The 19531-nt window shown below is 44.6% G+C and carries 11 protein-coding genes; 8 read left to right on the top strand and 3 right to left on the bottom strand.

What is annotated here, in order from left to right:
- The first annotated feature begins 7 nt into the window (after positions 1 to 7).
- From AB5443_RS20095 to AB5443_RS20080, 4 genes are read left to right on the top strand one after another with little or no spacing between them, the layout of a single operon-like run.
- Complete coding sequence (locus tag AB5443_RS20095; RefSeq protein ID WP_277134874.1) at positions 8 to 961, top strand: FimB/Mfa2 family fimbrial subunit; 954 nt, start codon at positions 8 to 10, stop codon at positions 959 to 961.
- 26 nt (positions 962 to 987) lie between these two features.
- Positions 988 to 2091, top strand: a complete 1104-nt coding sequence (locus AB5443_RS20090; protein WP_277134873.1) for a DUF5031 domain-containing protein — start codon at positions 988 to 990, stop codon at positions 2089 to 2091.
- Between the two features lie 22 nt (positions 2092 to 2113).
- Positions 2114 to 3313 (top strand): hypothetical protein, encoded by a 1200-nt coding sequence (locus AB5443_RS20085; protein ID WP_277134872.1) that lies wholly within the window; start codon positions 2114 to 2116, stop codon positions 3311 to 3313.
- 11 nt (positions 3314 to 3324) lie between these two features.
- Positions 3325 to 4218 (top strand): hypothetical protein, encoded by an 894-nt coding sequence (locus AB5443_RS20080; RefSeq protein WP_277134871.1) that lies wholly within the window; start codon positions 3325 to 3327, stop codon positions 4216 to 4218.
- Between the two features lie 80 nt (positions 4219 to 4298).
- Here AB5443_RS20080 and AB5443_RS20075 read toward each other — a convergent pair whose 3' ends face one another.
- From AB5443_RS20075 to ahpC, 3 genes are all read right to left on the bottom strand, one after another.
- Positions 4299 to 6125, bottom strand: coding sequence for an endonuclease/exonuclease/phosphatase family protein (locus AB5443_RS20075; protein ID WP_277134870.1), 1827 nt, complete (start codon positions 6123 to 6125; stop codon positions 4299 to 4301).
- Between the two features lie 132 nt (positions 6126 to 6257).
- Positions 6258 to 7808, bottom strand: a complete 1551-nt coding sequence (gene ahpF, locus AB5443_RS20070; protein WP_277134869.1) for an alkyl hydroperoxide reductase subunit F — start codon at positions 7806 to 7808, stop codon at positions 6258 to 6260.
- Positions 7809 to 7894: 86 nt separating this feature from the next.
- Entirely contained in the window at positions 7895 to 8461 is a 567-nt protein-coding gene (gene ahpC, locus AB5443_RS20065; RefSeq protein ID WP_022136546.1) for an alkyl hydroperoxide reductase subunit C, read from the bottom strand.
- An 897-nt stretch (positions 8462 to 9358) separates the two neighbouring features.
- Between ahpC and AB5443_RS20060 the strand changes: the two genes are divergently transcribed.
- From AB5443_RS20060 to AB5443_RS20045, 4 genes are read left to right on the top strand one after another with little or no spacing between them, the layout of a single operon-like run.
- Positions 9359 to 12430: a TonB-dependent receptor gene (locus AB5443_RS20060; protein WP_277134868.1), complete on the top strand. Its 3072-nt coding sequence runs from the start codon at positions 9359 to 9361 to the stop codon at positions 12428 to 12430.
- 18 nt (positions 12431 to 12448) lie between these two features.
- Positions 12449 to 14242: a RagB/SusD family nutrient uptake outer membrane protein gene (locus tag AB5443_RS20055; RefSeq protein WP_277134867.1), complete on the top strand. Its 1794-nt coding sequence runs from the start codon at positions 12449 to 12451 to the stop codon at positions 14240 to 14242.
- A 30-nt stretch (positions 14243 to 14272) separates the two neighbouring features.
- Positions 14273 to 15376: a DUF5017 domain-containing protein gene (locus AB5443_RS20050; protein WP_277134866.1), complete on the top strand. Its 1104-nt coding sequence runs from the start codon at positions 14273 to 14275 to the stop codon at positions 15374 to 15376.
- Positions 15377 to 15394: 18 nt separating this feature from the next.
- Positions 15395 to 19525 carry a response regulator gene (locus AB5443_RS20045; protein ID WP_277134865.1) on the top strand — a complete coding sequence of 1377 codons (4131 nt, stop codon included), beginning with the start codon at positions 15395 to 15397 and terminating at the stop codon, positions 19523 to 19525.
- Positions 19526 to 19531 lie beyond the last annotated feature (6 nt).

The following is a 19531-nucleotide window of genomic DNA, read 5'->3' as shown; positions in this document are numbered from 1 at the left end:
TATGTGTATGCGGTTAATTATCGTTTCTCTAGCATTCCTGCCGTTGTTATTCTCCTGTTCCGGACAAGAGGAACTGACAACCAGTTCCGGCATGCCGGAAGAGAATATCCCGGCAGGGATTACAAGGGTCGCTTTCAAAAGCGGCCCCCAACCACAGTGTGTGTACATATTCCGTAAGGAAGGAAACAGCTTCCGGTATGATTCGACGATAACCGGCGGTTGGTCGGCAGAAGGAACAATGACTGCCCGGCTTCTGGTAGGCGATTATAAGTTCCTATTTACCGGTCCGTTAGATAATCAGACAAATGTGCTTCCGGCTTCCTTGGATCATACGGTCACCTTCGAGCAACTTTGCTTCGCTACCCTCACAGACAGCGAACATCCCGGGAATATTCTTCCCGCCGGTGAACTTTTTCTTCCGGAACCTACCGTTGCTGATTCTGTTTATACCATTGCCGGCGGCGATGAGATTGAATGTACGTTAAAAAGAAGAGTCGCCCAATTGACATTCATATTGAAAAGAGGATACAAAGAAGGGGATGACTACATTCCCCAACCTTATAGTGAAGGACATCATGTACTGGAGAATGTCCGCGAACTTCGGGTTGAGCTAACAGGCATTGCCCGGCAATGCAACTATCTGAATACTTCAGGAGAAGGTACACTTATCCGCAACTACTCCGCTACCGAATATGAAAGTATCGACACGCAAGGATTCGCAACGTTTACAGGCCCTTTTGTCTTTCCCACCGCCACCGGGACAGATGCCGGCCTGAACATCACACTCGTCCCCGTATCGGGAGAGCCCTATCCGCCCCTTCAACTGTCCGGCAAGCTTGAGGCCAACCGTAAACTGGAAGTCAGCCTATGGCTCACCTCTTCCTACTTTGATATAGGAGTAACTATCCAAAACCTTCCCATTTCCGGACGAACCAATGGAGATGAAGGAATATGGGAATAATAAAAATCATATAAACCAAACATCCTATGAAGAAAATACCCGTAAAATACATCGTCTTTTCCGGTTTGGCAACTATCATTGGAGGATTTTTCCACGCTTGCACGGAATCACAGTCGTTCACACCGGATTGGGTGGATAGCAAACCGGACATATCACTCCGGACAGACTTCCGGCAAGGAATCTCCGGCAACGGCTTGCTAACCAGACTTTATGTGTTCAGCAGTGAAAGCGGCAACAGCTATCGTCTTTCCGACTCCCTGCCACAAGTTATCAGCAGTTCTACCAGACTGAAGATCAGTCTGGCCGACCTGAATAAAAAGAACTACCGGTTCCTTTTTATCGCCACTCCGGAACAAACTCCCGAAATACACGTGAGACATTCCGACAATTCTCCTTTCGCTTTTGGTACCGAATGGGAAAAGGTGGCGATAGAAATGGCAAATGACAGCCTGTCAGTAGACAATTACTACGGGATTAAAGACCTCACAGGCAACGAAATTCTACAAACCGGAACCATTCAGGGAGAACTGACACGGCTAGTGGGACAGATGTTGTTTTGTTTTTATAAGGCAGGTCCGGGAGGCGTCAGTGACCCGGTTCCGATGAATGATAAAACAGTGGCATCGGTCATGGACAGGATTTCTTCTATTGACATTACTTATGAAGGAGTGCCGCGTCTGATAACATTTGACTCCGGCAATCACCCGGTTGTCTTGCCAGGTTCGAAAATTACGTTGAACCATACCATTCATTTCTCCCTGACCCCGGAAGGACAAAAGGTTCCGCTTCCCCAAACAAATGTTCCGGTAGAAGTGGCAGACTCTATTCCCGGTGGGGCTATACTAAAAGGTACCTGCCTACTGCCCACCCGACAAGAGGTTCGGGTATCAATGTTTTTTCATTATTACGATACCACTCCGATATGCAACCACACGGAAACCGCGCATATCCACGGGACAGAATGTTTCACAACCGGACTTCTGTCACTCCGTCTACCTCAAAATTCCGAATCACCGGGACTGGACATACTACCGGATCACTTCACCGTCAACAATGCCGGACTCCCGTGCAACCGGATAATAGATATCGACCACACATCGGACATAGAGGTAAATACCGCATGGAATTAACTTATAAAGATATAGAAAGAGTATGATAAAGGAAAAGATAATCGGAATGCTGGTCTGCATTTTCATCCTGTTGCTGGCATGCTCGGAACCGGACGAAAATGATAGTCTGATAAACAGAAACATTATGGGAAAAGACAAGGTGAATGTCTCCCTCAGCCTGTCATTACCGGAAATGCAGCTGGAAGGTAATACAGACTATCGCCCAATGTCCTCACGGGCAGCAGGGAATATCCGTTCTATTATTGCCAACTCCTACAAATGCCTGGTAATAAAAGAGATTGGCGATAAATGGTATGTGGATACACTGACCCAACGGAAATTAACGACAGCCGGAACATATGCCCAAGTATCCATCACAGACGATACCCGTTTCAATGACCTTCAATTGACATTACGTCCGGGACACTATCGGGTATTGGTAGTACTAAATCCCCGCTCAACTGTTTGGAATCCCAACTTGATTCCGGGAGCAATCGTCAAGGGTGCGGCTGATACTATTGCTCATGCCTATACATACAGTTACCAGACAGATCCCTTTTATGCGAATATCGGCAAACGGGAGGTACGCTATGAGGTCTTTGCAGGAACAGCGGAATTTACAGTGGAAAAAACATCCGGACTACACTCAAATCCCGTGAACGGAAATACCCACATCGCTTTCGCACGCAAAGTGGCACAACTGCGTTTCTTATTGAAAGACGAGGAATCTAAAGAAAATAAATTCAACTTTGTAACAACCCAGCATACCGTATATGCCACATTAAAAGCCACCCAGACGGAAAATCCTTTTTGTGACGGTCTGGATTGCTGGGGAGACGCTTATTACAATCATCACACTCCGACCACGGAGATCGAGATATGTACCAATATTGACCCGGATTGGCGGGTTGCCAAAACGGGAATACAATACAAAATGATTTCCGGTCATGTGACAATTTATTCTCCTTTTGTTTTTACGGATGACACCCGGCAAGTTGACTACCAACTGGAAGCGTTCAAGATTGCCGGACAATCCGGCCAGGGTGGTTTCACCTATGTATATTCGCAGCCGATTTCCGGTTTAAAATTGAAAAACAACGCCATCCGGCAATTCGTTTTCCGAACAACGGATGAAGTCGACCCGGATGCCGCTTCCCCACAATTGCAAGTGGGATTAGAATATTTGGAGGATGAAAGCAACCAAGATTTGTTCGATTCTGATTATGAATGTAACATACCCTAATTTCTTTTGATATGAATACCAGATTATTATTCTTGCTGTCTATAATACTGCTTGCAGGATGTGTTCATGAGACATTGGATCCATGTCCTACGGGAGACGTGAAAATCAACATTTACGTAGAAAAGTTCCAGGCAGTCACCCATGATTACCGGACAGACATGGAAGTTTCTTTCAATACCCGCATCAAAGACATTCATTATTTCCTGTTCAAAGACAACGCCCTGGCAGAAGAAGGACGTATCCCGGACTGCACAACCTACGTAGCTTCACCCTATACTTTTCAGCGTAAAGGACTTGCCTTTGGAGACTATTGCCTGGCCCTTGTGAGTAATTGTAGTGCTTACGTAGGCGGGAATGCACCTACCGACCTATTCTTTACCTATGCAGGTGTAGAAAATAAAGAAGATTATTTCGCTGTCTGTTTTCCCTTCCGGATAGATTGCGATTGCCCAAGCGAATATAACGCTTATATGGAGCGTGCACATGGAGTAATTCGTTATACATTCAGCGATATACCCGAAGACTTGACGGGAATCGAGATGACGATGACCAATTTAGGAAACAAAAAAATGATTGACGGAGATTACTCCGGACAAATGGAAGTAACCAAATTTATCCCGATAGAGAAACTCATGCATGCAGCAAATGAAGATGAAGATATCTCTGTTGTGCTAGGAACTTTTCCGACAACGGTTGGAATGCGTTCTGTTTATCGGTTAAGCCTGTACAGAAATGGAGAGACAGAACCTTCGTATAACGAAACCGTCACAGATACGCTGACAATCCGGAGAAATCAACTGTTGGATATCTCCACCCGGTTTACAGGAGATATCCCCTCTTTCGAAATACGGGTCAATACAACGTGGGACGGAACAAATTCGGGAGGAGAAACCGATATCAATTAACAGCATCTTATATGCAGAAAAGCCACAAGGATAACCGGACTAGTTTTCTCTTGTGGCTTTTATTCTTTATATAGTTAAGATTAGACTGTAATATCCAGCAAAACTTCCCCTTCGACATTCAGCACCTTAATCTGCAACTTATCTTTCTTCTTCTCCAGAATCATCACAGTAGCACTGTCCATCTTATACCCGCCACCAATAATGACCGGATAATTATTGCCCAACTCACCCTTCGGATGAAAAGCATATTTATGGGTATGTGCATTCAAACTCACATTGAAAGGTGCTTTCTCCAATAACTTAGTCCACAAATCGGCACAAAGATTCTTTTCATAATTACCATAAAGCGGAATATGATGAATAAGGATACGTTTCTTCGCTTTCTTGAATTCTTTGGCGGACAGTTCCTTTTTCAGGAAATCGACCTGTTCATTACGCAGTTGAGTAAAATCATTCAAGCCATAATATACCCAGTGGGAATCCAGTTTGTCTTCTCCGCAGTCGAGCATGACGATACGGGAATCTCCCCAGTTGAAAGAGCCGTAGGTCTTGTCTCCTACATAGTCGTAGTGGTCACGCAAACCAATAGAATATGCATTGCGGATTTCATGATTACCGCGCATAAAGAAAGTCGGTATACGGTCGCCATGAACACCTTCGGTCAGTTCGCTGATAAAAGTAGTAGCTTGTTCATGATCGACAGGGTCGTCCACACAATCACCGTTGAAAACTACGAAGTCATAATTGATATTCTGTATTTGCTTGCACAAGGCACGGAAAGTTTGCGTATGCTGATGCAGGTCATTAAAAACAATGGCAGTAAAAGAGTCTGTATCCGTTGTCGGAAGGGTGAACTCACTGAAAAACGACTGTGCTGTATTGCCGAACACCTTTTTATATGCCTGATAAAGCAGCATTTCCTGTGAGCATACACGATAATAATACTTCTGACCGGGTTGCAAACCATCTATACGTATTTTGTGCAAGTAGTTATTGCAAACCACCTGTCCGTCTACAATGGTACGTGCACGTTTCAGTCGGATAGTGTCTGTACCATATTCCACCCAACAATATGCAGGGACGGTAGTTTCCCACATTACTGTAATGCCATTGCCTACCGGATTCTGTAAATAGGGTTTCGTGCGGAATATTTTGTCTGCTTTTTCGGCAGTACGCAGTTCTACAAGTATAGGACGGTGGTCGGAAGCCACAGGCTCATTCAATACCCGGGCAGATATAAGAGCAAAGCCGTTCGCGTTTGATTTTAATGCTGTAATATAGTCTATCGTTTCCTTAGGTTCAGGGGCCGGATAAGTATGCTGTTTGGGATTGGAAAGTATCTGAAAATCCTTTTGCAGTTCTTTAATAAAGCCGGATTCAGGTTCGGCATTCATGTCTCCGGCCAGGAAAAGAGGCTTTTTATAAGGAGCAGTAAACGACTTCACCATCTTCAATGATTCCATTCGGTCTTCTTCCGTCAACGACATATGGGTACAACAGTAAATATAATCCTCAAACTCCGCGAGAATCAAGGCACGTTCCTCTTCCCTTCCCGGTAAAGGTATAGTTTGCAGACGTATGGGAACTTGTTTCGTCAACAGTCCAATTCCATATTTTCCACCATCAAAATTAATGGCGGGTGCAAAGTAGGCATGCATTTGTGTGCGGTCGGCAATTTCTCCTAATACATACTTCTGTCCGCTTCGACTTGTCATACTATCCACTTCCTGTATAGCCACCACATCGGGAGAAGCGTTGTTTATCACATTCGCTACACGCTGGAAATCACAGACATTATCCATGCCATTTGCATTTTTGATATTGTAGGTCATCAGCTTTAATGTATTCTGAGCCTGTAACGGAAAAATAAATAGAGTAGCAATAATTAATAAAAGATTCTTTTTCATGTTTCTCATTTTGGGGGTTAATGTTAAGCGGCTCAAAGGTAGTGAAAAAACAAAAGGCCGCAAAGATATGTGTCCATACCTTTGCAGCTTTTACCATGAATTGTTTGTGTGTGACTATTATATCTGCAAGTTTCAAATAATACCCCGCACCCTATCATCAAATGCGGAAAGCGCAGCTTTCGCTCCTTCTCCCATAGAGATAATGATTTGCTTATATGGTACGGTCGAAACATCTCCGGCTGCATAGATACCCGTCACATTAGTACGGCAATGTGCATCAATCACAATTTCACCCGGGCGATTGGTTTCCACCACTTCACGGAATACACTGCTATTCGCAGAAAGTCCGATTTGTACAAACACACCATCCAGTTCAAAGAGACGTTCTTCTTCTGTTTTACGGTCTTTGATGCGCAGGGCAGTCAGTTTATCACTGTTTCCTATCACTTCCGTAGTTTGAGAGCTTACAAAAACCTCTACGTTCGGCAATGATTTAAGTCGCTCCTGAAGTACATTATCAGCTTTCAATTCATCCATAAACTCAAAGACAGTAATTTTAGAGCAGATACCTGCCAGGTCTATAGCTGCTTCGATACCGGAATTTCCGCCGCCAACTACCGCTACATGTTTTCCTTTATAAAACGGCCCGTCACAGTGAGGGCAGAAAGCAACACCGCGACCTATATATTCCGCTTCTCCCGGAACGTTCAGTTTGCGCCAGCTTGCACCGGTTGCAATAATCAAGGCAGGAGCCTGAAACTTCTCGCCGACAGAAGTAGTGACCAGCTTTTGTTTTCCCATAACTTCCACCTTTTCCACTTTACGATGTTCAAGTAAATCTACGGGATAACGCAATAAATGAGTTTTCAGATTGTCGGCAAGCTCGTTTCCTGTTGTCTCGGGTACAGAGATTAAGTTCTCGATGCCGACTGTTTCCTTCACCTGTCCGCCAACACGCTCGGCTACAATGGCCACACGCAATCCTTTACGGGCGGAATAAATGGCAGCCGATACACCTGCGGGGCCTCCACCGACTACAATCACATCATATTCCTTCACTTCCGCTTCCGCTTTGGTTTCATCAATACCGTATTGTTCTTCCAGTTTCGCAAGCAACTCACCGAATTCACCACGACCTACATGAAGCAGTTTGCCATCTGCAAAGACAGAAGGTACTCCCTGTATCTTCAATGCATCCACTTCATCCTGATAGAGCGCACCGTCTACCATCTCATGGGTGATGGAAGGATTCAGTGTAGTCATAGCATTGAGAGCCTGTACTACGTCAGGACAGTTCGTACAAGTCAGTGAGACGTAAGTCACCAAATGTATCGGGCCTTTCAGTGCTTTCACCCGGTTGCAGACAGCCTCATCGGGGAAGTTCTTCCCTTTGCCGTCCAAGTTTAGGATAGCCAGTAACAGCGAAGTGAACTCATGTCCGTTGGGAATCCCACGGAAGGTTATTCCTGTACGGTCGCCGTTCTTCAACAAAGTAAATTTCAGCCCGCCTCCTTCATTCACCTCACAAGTGATGTGGTCGGAACAATCCGCTACATCTCCCAGCAGTTCTAACAATTCCGTTCTGTTCTCGTGACTGGATGATACCGATATATCAAAAGTAAAATTCGCCTCCAGTCCGGCAAATATACCCTTCAGTTGTTCTTTTAATGCAGATTCTAACATACCTGTTCTCCTTTCGTTTTTTGAAAAGAAAGGCCGGCAGCGTTTCCCGTTACCGGCCTTCCATCATCATCATTATCAAAGTTCTATCAAATCTTACCTACCAGGTCGATGCTTGGTTTCAGGGTAGATTCACCCTTCTTCCATTTGGCCGGACAAACTTCCCCGTCATGGCTGGCTACAAACTGTGCAGCTTCTACCTTACGAAGCAGTTCGCTCGCATCACGGCCAATGTTGTTATCATTCAATTCCACCACTTTAATCTTTCCTTCCGGGTTGACAACAAATGTACCACGGTAAGCCATACCTTCTTCTTCGATATAGACACCCAACGCACGGCTCAAAGCGCCGGTCGGGTCTGCCAACATCGGGTATTGGATCTTGCGGATACTTTCAGAAGCATCATGCCAAGCTTTGTGTACGAAGTGAGAGTCAGTGCTTACCGAATAGATTTCTACGCCCATCGATTTGAACTGATCGTACTTTTCAGCCATATCCACCAATTCGGTAGGACATACGAAAGTAAAGTCGGCAGGATAGAAGAACAGAATCGCCCATTTACCTTTCAGGTCATTGTTGGTTACAGTCTTGAAAGCTCCGTTGTGAAAAGCCTGAACACTGAATTCAGGAAGTTGAGAATTTAAAATTGGTTCCATAATCTTTATTGCTTTTATTGTTATTAATTGATTTGACTTATAACATCAGAAACTTCGTTTTGTTTCTTGTTTCTGATGCAAAGATAAAGGCGGAAGACCCGCCTTTGCAAAAAAAGTCCAATCGAATAATTCTATGCGGTGATAGATGAAACCGATAAGTCCGTAAAAAGTTCTATTTTTAAGATTCTCATCACAACCGGGATTGTAAAATTCTCACTAAGAGAAGAAATAGTGTATAAAACAACGAATATATATACTATTACTTAGCCTTTTATGCATATAAACAAGACGGATATGCATAAAACAGCCGTTTTCCGGATTGTTTCCCAGTGAGGTACAAAGTGTTTCCCGTAATGAAACAAAGTGTTCCCCGGTGAGGAACAAAATGTTTCAAGGCAAGAAACAATTCGGACACGATAAAGAAGGATTTCAAACACCTATTTGAAGCATTATTTACCCTAGTTGGCATAAGAGCAAGAAATAACCGGCATCATCATTTTCAAACAGAGCCCTCAATATTCCTTTCCACAAGCACCAATAACCAGCAAAAGAGCGACACATTAACAGGAAACAATCCAATATAGCAACATCTGCAAACTTATCAGTGCCAAATCCTTCGATTTTTTTCCTTCAGGCCTATTCCGGATCGTATATTTCAGAAAATAGAATGATTGAATATACAATTTTTCATATCTGGTCTTTTTCCGGACTATTTATAAATCAGCACTCCTCTCCCCTAATTTTAAGGCGTACGCAGATAATTTAAAAGAGAAGTTTGTAATTTGGTAAAGAGAAAAGTACTATAAGTCAAAGCCCGAATATTATAAATCGCTTTATTTGCATCACCATTTAAGTCTATTTGTATTTATTCTTATTATAAACTTTAATATCTGCACTATGAAGAGAAAGGTACTATTAAGCACATTGTTCCTAATGCTCCACATGACGGTAGTATTAGCACAGCAAGTAACTATTTCAGGGCAAGTGTTGGATGAGAAGAGCGAACCTCTGATCGGTGCTACGGTAAATATCGAAGGCACTACCAACGCCGTAATTACAGATTTAGAAGGAAAGTTCACAATAAAAGCGCTTCCTTCCGAAAAGATTGTCATCGGTTATCTGGGATATAAGCCCAAAACCGTGGCTATCGGGAAAAACCGCAGGTTCAATATAGTTCTTGACCCGTCGGTGACAGAGATGGACGAGGTAGTTGTCGTAGGATACGGCAGCCAGCGAAAAAGCGATATCGCAACCGCCGTAGCATCAGTCAACATAAAGGATATTGCCCAAAGCAGTTCGGCACAGACCCTGCAAGCACTGCAAGGCAAAATCAGCGGTGTACAGATTATCCCGACAGACGGCTCACTATCAAGCGGAATGACTTTCAGAATCAGAGGTGTCAACTCCATCACAGGCGGAACCCAACCTCTGTTTGTAATCGACGGCGTCTCTATGCCAACCCAACAAATTACGAATGAAGATACCGAAACGGTAAACAACCCTTTGTTAGGACTGAATCCGAACGATATCGAATCAATGGAAATATTGAAGGACGCAGCGGCAGCAGCCATTTATGGAGCTAAAGGAGCCAATGGCGTTGTCATCATCACCACCAAACGGGGAGCAGCCTCTACCAAACCTAAATTCTCGTTCAGCCTGACAGGAGGTTTGGATATGAATCCCAATATTCCGCTGGAAGTATTATCTCCGGAAGAGTACGCAAAGAAAATGCTTGATTACGGAACATACGATAGTCCGAACCTCATCAATTTCTGGCAAAACGTGATTGACAACAAAGGTTGGAGCGACCCGTCCGTACACAATTGGATGGATGAAATTACCCGGACAGCCAGGAAATATGAAGCAAACGCAAGTATATCCGGCGGAACAAAAGGGACAACTTACATGCTCTCCCTCGGATACCTGAACAATACGGGAATTATCAAACGCTCCGCATTCGACCGTTTCACCTCACGCCTGAACTTGAATCAGGAGGTCAATTCCAAAATCAATATCGGAATTAATTTATCTTATTCTACGTCCAAGGACAAGAATCCGGTCAGCGACTGGTCACAGTCGGGAGTTATCCTCAATGCCTTGCAAATTTCCCCTTTCCTGTTTTATCCGGGACTGGCAGATATCATGAATTACAGCAACGTCAATATCATGAGCCCACTGGTAGCAGTGGAGCAGGTCGACATAAATAACCGATACAGTGAACTAAACGGCAATATCTACTTCAACTACAAGATATTGAAAGACCTGACGTTCAGCACCAGTGCTTCCTACCGCCAATATTCTATGAACCAAGACAAGCTCTGGGGCTCGGACACATGGTACGGGCAATCGGAAAGGGGCCGTATGGAAATCAGCAACCGGGAAGAAAACAGTTGGGTGTACGAAGCACGCCTGCAATATGCCAAAAACATAAAGAAGCACTCTTTCTCATTAATGGGAGCCTTCGAAACCAGCAAATGGTCGATGAAAGACATCTACAACAAATCGACAAACTTTGAGGATATGGCTGTCGGTATATGGGGAATAGACAAAGGGCTGGTTACTTACGCTCCCAAATATACGTATGACAGCAACCAGATGGTTTCATATATCAGTAGAGGAACCTATACCTTCGACAATAAGTATGTATTAAATGCCTCCTTACGTGTCGATGGTTCATCCAAGTTCGGAATCAATAACAAATACGGATATTTCCCTGCCGTCAGTGTGGCATGGCGCGCTTCCGAAGAAGAATTCATCAAGAAGTTTGATTTTATATCCAATTTAAGGGTGCGTACCAGTTTCGGTATGACAGGCAACAATCAGATACCCTCTTACCAATCTCTGTCTCAGTTGGAGAATAACAAAGTAGTAATGAACGGAAGCTCGATAGAAATCGGTCGCTACCCTTCCAATGTCACCAATGACGACCTGAAATGGGAAAGCCAGAAACAGTACAACATCGGATTTGATTTCGGAGTATTGGACAACCGTTTCTCCATCACAGCAGACTTTTACTACAAAAGGATTGACGACATGTTACTGCAAGTAAATATACCTTCCACCTCCGGTTATACCAAAGCCTGGAAAAACGCAGGTTCGATGGAGAACAAAGGTATGGAATTCGCCATCAACGCAAACTGGCTGAAAGGCGCTTTCAACTGGTCGACGGACTTCAACATCTCCTTCTACAAGAATAAGATTCTGTCATTGGACAAAGGGCAGTACCAACAATTCTATGACAGGGGGATTAATGCCAAAATCACCAGTGACGTCTTGCTCAGAGTGGGCATGCCGGTAGGTATATACTACGGTTATATCAGCGACGGAACCTACAACAATGACGCCGAAGTCATCAACGGTTATCCCGGTCCTAACCTCGGGTTGGGACAGCTCAAAGTGGTCGACGTAAATAAGGACGGTGTGATTGACTCGAACGACCGCACCCCCATTGCGGACGTTAACCCCAAGCATACAGGAGGAATCGGAAATACATTCTCTTATAAAGGTTTTGATTTGTATGCCTTCTTCCGATGGTCATACGGCAATGACGTGGTTAACGGCAACGCATATTACCTCGTAGGCACGACCAGCATCAATAATGTACTGAAAAGTGTCTATAAAGATGTATGGTCTGCCAACACTCCTGATCACAATTATCCTTTGTACGGCAGAGGTACATGGGGAGAAAGCGTACTTAGAAGCGACCTTGTAGAAGACGGTTCATTCTTACGGTTGCAAACCCTGACTCTGGGCTATAACTTCCCTGCCAAACTAACCGGCAAAATGGGACTCTCCAAAATGCGTATAGCACTGACCGGAACGAACTTATGGCTCTGGACCCGTTACTCCGGCTTCGACCCCGAAGCAAATACCGGTTACGGAACAGTAGCCCGTCTGGCTCCCGGACTCGACATGAGCCCGTACCCGAGACCACGCTCCTTCTCGCTTTCAATCGAACTAGGGTTTTAATCATAAAAGAACAAGTACATGAATAAGTTTAACATATTAATTGCAATGCTTGTATGCCTGAACATTTGTGGCTGCTCCGATTTTCTGGAAGAAGACCCCAAAGGCAGACTGACAACTGACAATTTCTACAACAGTGAATCCGATGCGCGACAAGCCATCAACGGTGTTTACCGCAGATTATCCGACTCGTGGGTGACGGGATATAATATCAAGCAAATCCCCAACGACCTGCTGAAACGCGCAAGCTGGGACGAAGCAAGCGGACTAAGCAACTTCACATACGGTTCTGAAAACACCTATATCGCCGGTATGTGGCAAAATCACTATGCAGTGATTAAAGACTGCAACTCGGTGATAGACAACGTGACTGCCAATAAAGAGAAAATCAACAACTGGGAAAGATATGTCGGACAGGCACATGGCATCCGTGCTTTCCTGTATTTCGACCTTGTCAGGTGGTTTGGTGATGTACCGCTGGTATTGACCGATACCAAATCTCTTGACGGATTGGAGGTGACACGCACTCCGCAGAAAGAAGTATTCCGGCAAATCATAGAGGATTTCGAATACTGTATCAGTCACACAATGGATAAGGGCGACACTTCAAAAGGCTATCAATACGGCAGATTGACCAAAGACGCCTGTCATGGTTTCCTGGCTAAAGTATATTTATGGTTGGGTAGCGTAGCGCAACGGGACGGAAAAGAAATATCAGGCAATGCAGCCGACAATTTCAAGAAGTCACTCGAACATTCAAGTGCTGTTATTCAGGGCGGACGTTACAAACTGGTAGACTATTATCCGGATGTATTCAATGCCAAGACCCGGGACAAGGCACCGGATGAAGTTTTGTGGTGTGTTCAGGGATTGACAGGTGACGATACGGGAACATGGACAGGCATGATGTTCGGTATCAGAGGCAACCAGAACCTCGGAGGTTCGTGGGATAACATTTCAAGTTCGGACTACCACCGCATGATGTATGAACCGAGCGACTCTATCCGCCGTTTATGGAACTGCCCGCGAATGACCATACAAGACGACGGAACGTTATGGGGCTGGGACTACAAGATGTATTGGGACACAAGGGGCGACCAGAAGCTGAGCGAGGCCACGGAAAACAATAACTGGCTTCAATGGAGTATCGGCAAATTCAGACGATATCCGTTGGCAGACCCTTCATCATACAATTACACCAACTTCGGTATGGATGAACCTCTGCTCCGCTATGCGGACGTGTTACTGATGTACGCGGAAGCATACAACGAAGTCAACCACGGTCCCGGCGACTACCGACCTTCTTCAGGAATGGACATGAGCGGAATCTCCATACAGTCTGCTTACGACGCTGTCAACCTTGTGCGCAAACGTTCGCGAATCGCCAATGAAGGCATTATGCACCAGGATGTACTGCCCCGTAAATTAATTACCGACTATGCCACCGAAGTAGACGAATGTGTACCCGACTGGAAACCCGGAGCATACGGTTATATCTACGATGGAGTAAGAACTGCCTGGGAGTATAACAGATACGGCGATGATTATACAGCCTTCAGAACTGAAATACTTAACGAACGGGCACGCGAACTAGTAGCCGAGTCGACCGACAGGTGGTGCGACCTCGTCCGCCGCGGTATCCTGGTAAAGCAGATGCAGGCATGGCGGCAATACAACCCGTTCATCAGTAATACGGAACGGGAAATCACAACTCCCGGAGCTCCGGAGAATATCCAATCCCGCAATATGTTATTGCCCGTGCCCTTGAGTGAAATAGATGTGAACAAGAACCTGACTCAGAACCCGGGATATTAATCTTTTGTGTCAACTTAAAACGATAAGAGAATGAAAACAACCTATACTAAATTCATACTTCTGCTCGCAGCAACTACATTTATTGCGTGCAATGAAGAGAAAGCCCCCAACTTACATATCTCCGCCAGCGCAGACAAGACAGAGGTAAAGGTAGGAGAACCCGTCATATTCAGTATCCGGCATAATGCAATGGCCGTATCCATTTACACCGGAGACGACGGGCACGACTACAAGAGCAGTGCCTACTATCTACTGCAAGGAAAAACCAACGATGATTTACAAAACAACAATTATCGCCCTATCGATCCGGAAATTACGCCGTATAATTGTAACTTTGCCGATACACCCGCCGGTTCCACTTCCATTACGGACAATCTCGCAGAAGTTGTGAACGCAGGCAGTGGCGATAACCTGATAGGTTCGGAAGTCGAAATCGAGTATGACGAGTCCATTCAGCAGAATGTACTGAAAATCACATCCGTTCATCCCGAATGGTGGTATCAGGCACTCCGCCTGCATACGGACGCCAAACTGGGAACAAACAAAAAGCTGAATTTACGGATGAGATTCGACAAAGACATTCTGGAAGATGTCAGTTCGGGAGAGCAGCGTCCGGACATCACAACCTTTCAGGTAGTCATCCGCCTCGGCGGCATTGGAGTCGGTGAAACGGAGGTTATATTCAGAGATGAAACCGTCTGGGACATATACTGGAATCCCAATACCGCGTTTACGGACTACTCCGTTGATTTGTCAAGTGTTATAGACGCCTGGCAGGGAGCTACGGGAAAAACTATGGGTACATTGTCATACATACAGATCTTATTTACTCCTAGTAATAATGCCGGATATTTAGGCGATTACTACATAGCTTCCGCAAGTTATGGCGATATAGACTATATTCCGTTCTCCACAGGCCAGTCTCTGAACATCAATGACAACTCCGGAATATTGAAATATCAATATACGTATACGCAACCGGGTAATTATCAGGTAGTCGTAATAGGCACCAATACAAGTATGAAAAACTATTCGGATAGCGGGTATAAAGACAATGTAGGAAACAATATTCATGCAAGTGAATATGATTACAACACTCAGTTCTCTACCATTGACATAACCGTTCGTCCATAACACAGACGTTTTTTGCTTATGAGATATTATAAACAAATCATTCTGTCACTTATCGTTCTTTCCTGTGCATTCATAACCGGCAATGCACAGGAAGAACTCCTGTTCCGTCATCTGACCAGAAACGAGGGACTGCTACACGATAACGTGACCTGTATCGTACAAGACTCCTTAGGATATATGTGGTTCGGAAGCCATAGAGGGATTAATCGGTACGACGGATATTCCATTGATTCCTACAAGTACGAAAACGGTATTATAAATTCAGTCTATTATAACAGAGTTTATAGTATTCAGATAGTAGGCCGCTATATCTGGCTGGCTACAGAAGCCGGACTGGCTTGTTTTGATATCAGAACCAAGCAATTTGTCAGTTACCGGACAGAGTCTCAACCCGATCCCGCCTTTTATTCCAAAGTCAGGGTGCTCAAGCAGGGCATTGGTAATCAGTTATGGCTCATATCGGATAACCAAATCAGATTGGTAAAAATCGAATCTTCCGGAAAAGATAACGGGAAACCGGTCATTTCTGCCAGAAAGATAGGAGACACTTACAATTATATTTCCGACGAGTTGAACCCGAAGGTAGCAACAGACAGCTTGGGAAATGCCTGGATTTCGGGAAAAAGGTATCTGTCTGCCTACAAGGTTGACGCTGAGGGAGAACTGAAGTTTTCCGGCAATATGAATAATAACATAGGATCGGGAGTCAGGGATATTTGTTATGATAACGGAGATTTATGGATCATCTATCAGGAACATCTGGCTAAATATAAAATCGAAAACGACGGCAGTTATACACTAGCCAAGCAGGTCATGTTCCATACTCCGGGTGGAGTACTGTCCTTATGTGTTGACCCCGAATATGTATGGATAGGAGCAAACGAAGGGCTTTTCCAAGTATGGAAAAGCAATGAGTCCACCTCTGTCATGGAACATAAGCACTCACCGTCCAATCCCTATTCGGTAGGAAGTGACATCAACAATATCTTCCTCGACAGGGACAATAATCTATGGGTATCCGCCTGGACCGCAGGCGTGTCTTATGCCAATACAAGGACCCGTTTTTTCAAGACAGTCAGATACAGTCCTTTCAAAACGTCCGATACAAGTATCGGTTCCGAGTTTATCAGTTCCGTACATTACAGCAAGGATGGCCATGTATATATGGGAAGCAAGTTTGGCGGATTGAGCTGTTTCGATATCAGAACTAAAGAGGTAATATGGGATTATTGTCACCTTCCCCAGTTATTTCCGAGTATCACAAGTATACAGTCGGATAACAGGAATGTCTATGCAGCTGTCAGAGATAATATCGTCATTATCAATAAAAAGACAAGAGAAGTTACCCACTCACTGCGGACAATCAACGGCGGTTATATTTTCTGGCTGGATTTCGACAAGTTCAACCGTTTGTGGGTCACGACGTATGCCGGACTGGAGTGTTTCGAAGAGATCAACGGTCTATGGAAAAACACGATGACCTATACCAGCCGGACACCCGCTCCCTGTAATCTGTCCACCGACTTGCTTCACAACATATATAGCGACACAACTAAAAATGAACTCATTATCACATCGGCAATGGGTATCAACCGTGTCATATTCGATAATGAAGGCAAAGTAGTCCGTATCGTCAAATATCTGGCGAGAGAGAACGACGAGAACAGTTTAAGCAGTAACTACATCTGGCCTATCGACAAGGGAAGTGAATCTACTTACTGGATAGGCACCATGGGCAACGGGCTTAACAAAGTGACACTGATAGACAGACCCAACGGGATTTATGACTACTCAGCCGAAAGTTACGGGATAGAAGCCGGAGCTACGTCCAACGACATAGAGAGTATCGAAGTCGACAAGTTCGGGCGTGTATGGTGCGGAGGCTTTAACCTGAACTACTTCGACGACGGGATAAAACGCTTCAATGTATTCGACACAAACGATGGCTTACAAAGTTATGTGTTCGGTACTTCCTCTTCCGCCAAGGATGACGAAGGAAACATATACTTCGGAGGAGCCCACGGCCTGAACTACTTCACTCCTATTGCCGAAACTCCGCATAACACCTCATATCGTGTTTACTTTACCGGTTGCCATATCAACGGAAAACCTGTAGACTCGGACATCGAATTTTCCAACAGTCTTGAACTCAAGTATCCTGATAATAATTTCTCCGTCAACTTCACCTCATTATCTTACAGAAACCAGCACCACATACGCTACCGCTACAAACTGGAAGGATATGATAATGAATGGCGACATATAGAAGCAGGCAAGGAACCAGCCGTAGCTTATCAGAAAATTCCGTTCGGTTCGCATACCTTACTGGTGGAAGCAGGCGACTGGCAAACATGGAGTAATGAACAATATGCATTGCAGATTTACTCCCACCCCCCTTTCTGGATGACTTGGTGGGCTTATACCCTATATATCCTCGCCATTCTGGGACTGTTCTACGTAGGTTTCCGTTACTTCATCAAGTGGACTCAGATGAAGAATACGATTTCCATGCAGAAAGAACAGGAACGACAGAAAGAGGAAATGATGCAAATGAAAATGAGATTCTTCACGGATGTTTCTCATGAGTTCCGGACCCCGCTGACCTTGATAAGCCACGCTATCAATGAGATTGCTGAAGACGAGGACATTTGCACAAACAAATATGTAAATATCATAAAGCATAATACAGGCAAACTGTCAAACATGGTCAACGAACTGCTTGATTTTCACCGGGCAGAAGTGAAGTCCGCCCAACTCAGGACGGCCTATACTTCTATTCCTGAATACGTGAGCGATATTTACGAAGAATTCAAAGGTTGGGCGGAAGCCTCCGACATCCATGTGAACTTACAAATTGACAATCCGGAGATCGGGATGTGGATAGACCCGGAGCATTTCGGTAAAATACTGTCGAATATCCTTTCCAACAGTATACGCTATTCTCATGCCGGCAGTGAAATCAACATTCAGGTTGCTAAAGGATACATGAATGACATTGTTCCCCGCTATAAGGATTCTTTCTGGAATACCAAAGAAATGATTCCCGGCGAACAGGCGATAATAAGAGTGAGCGATACAGGGATTGGCATAGAGAAAGCCGTACTGCCTACCATTTTCAAACGTTTTCATCAGGTGCAAAATAATACAGGTAAACAGCATACCGGTTCGGGCATCGGGTTATCTCTGGTCAAGTCCCTTATCGAACTCCACCACGGCGGAATTATCATCAGCAGCAAGCCGGATACAGGAACCGAAGTTATCATAGCCCTGCCGATATCGGACACCTATCTGGCCAAAGAGGAAAAAATAGAAGAAAGTACTTTCGTACTAAAAGACTATTTATCAAACTATGCAGTAGAGTACGAACCATTGGAGATAGAAGAAACCACAGCCATCTATATGGAAGGCAAACCTACGATTCTGCTGGTAGACGACAACCACGAAATACTTATGATATTAAGGGAGTATTTCGTAAAAGACTATAATATCATCATGGCTATTGATGGACAGGAAGCCTTGGACAAATGCAACCGCAGCCTTCCGGACATTATCATTTCAGACGTAATGATGCCCAGAATGAACGGTATAGAACTGTGTGCAACTCTAAAGAAGAACTTACAGACTTGTTTTATTCCTATCATTCTGCTTACTGCAAAATCGCAGGTTGAGGACCAGATTGAAGGGATTGAAATGGGAGCGGATGCGTACATCCCCAAACCCTTCAACCCCAGACTTCTCAAAGCAAATGTCCGCAATCTTCTCAATAAGAGTCATCAGACACGGAATCTGTCTACCGCCAACAACGTCCGGCAGGAGATTCAAGACAAGAAACAGAGAGAAGTGTTTGACAAACTAGTAGAGTTGGTTAATGCCAATCTAACCGACCGGCAATTCTCTGTCGACCACCTCTGCCTCGAACTTGGGATGAACAGGAGCAAATTATATAGTTTTATCAAATCGACAACCGGAATGTCTTTGGGAAATTACATCCGTAAGATTCGGTTGGACAAGGCAGCAGAATTGTTAAGAACCACCGATATGTCAATCAGTGAAGTCGGTTATGCCGTCGGAATCGAAAGTCCGTCTTATTTCACGAGAACATTTAAAGAACAATTCGGCAGTTCACCTTCCGAATTTATCAAGCATTAGTCACAT

The sequence above is a fragment of the Bacteroides sp. RTP21281st1_H5_RTP21281_210402 genome (assembly GCF_040918965.1).
In the GTDB taxonomy this organism is placed as follows: domain Bacteria; phylum Bacteroidota; class Bacteroidia; order Bacteroidales; family Bacteroidaceae; genus Bacteroides; species Bacteroides congonensis.
The sequence above is the reverse complement of the archived record's forward strand: the minus strand, read 5'-3'. Positions and strand labels throughout refer to the sequence as shown.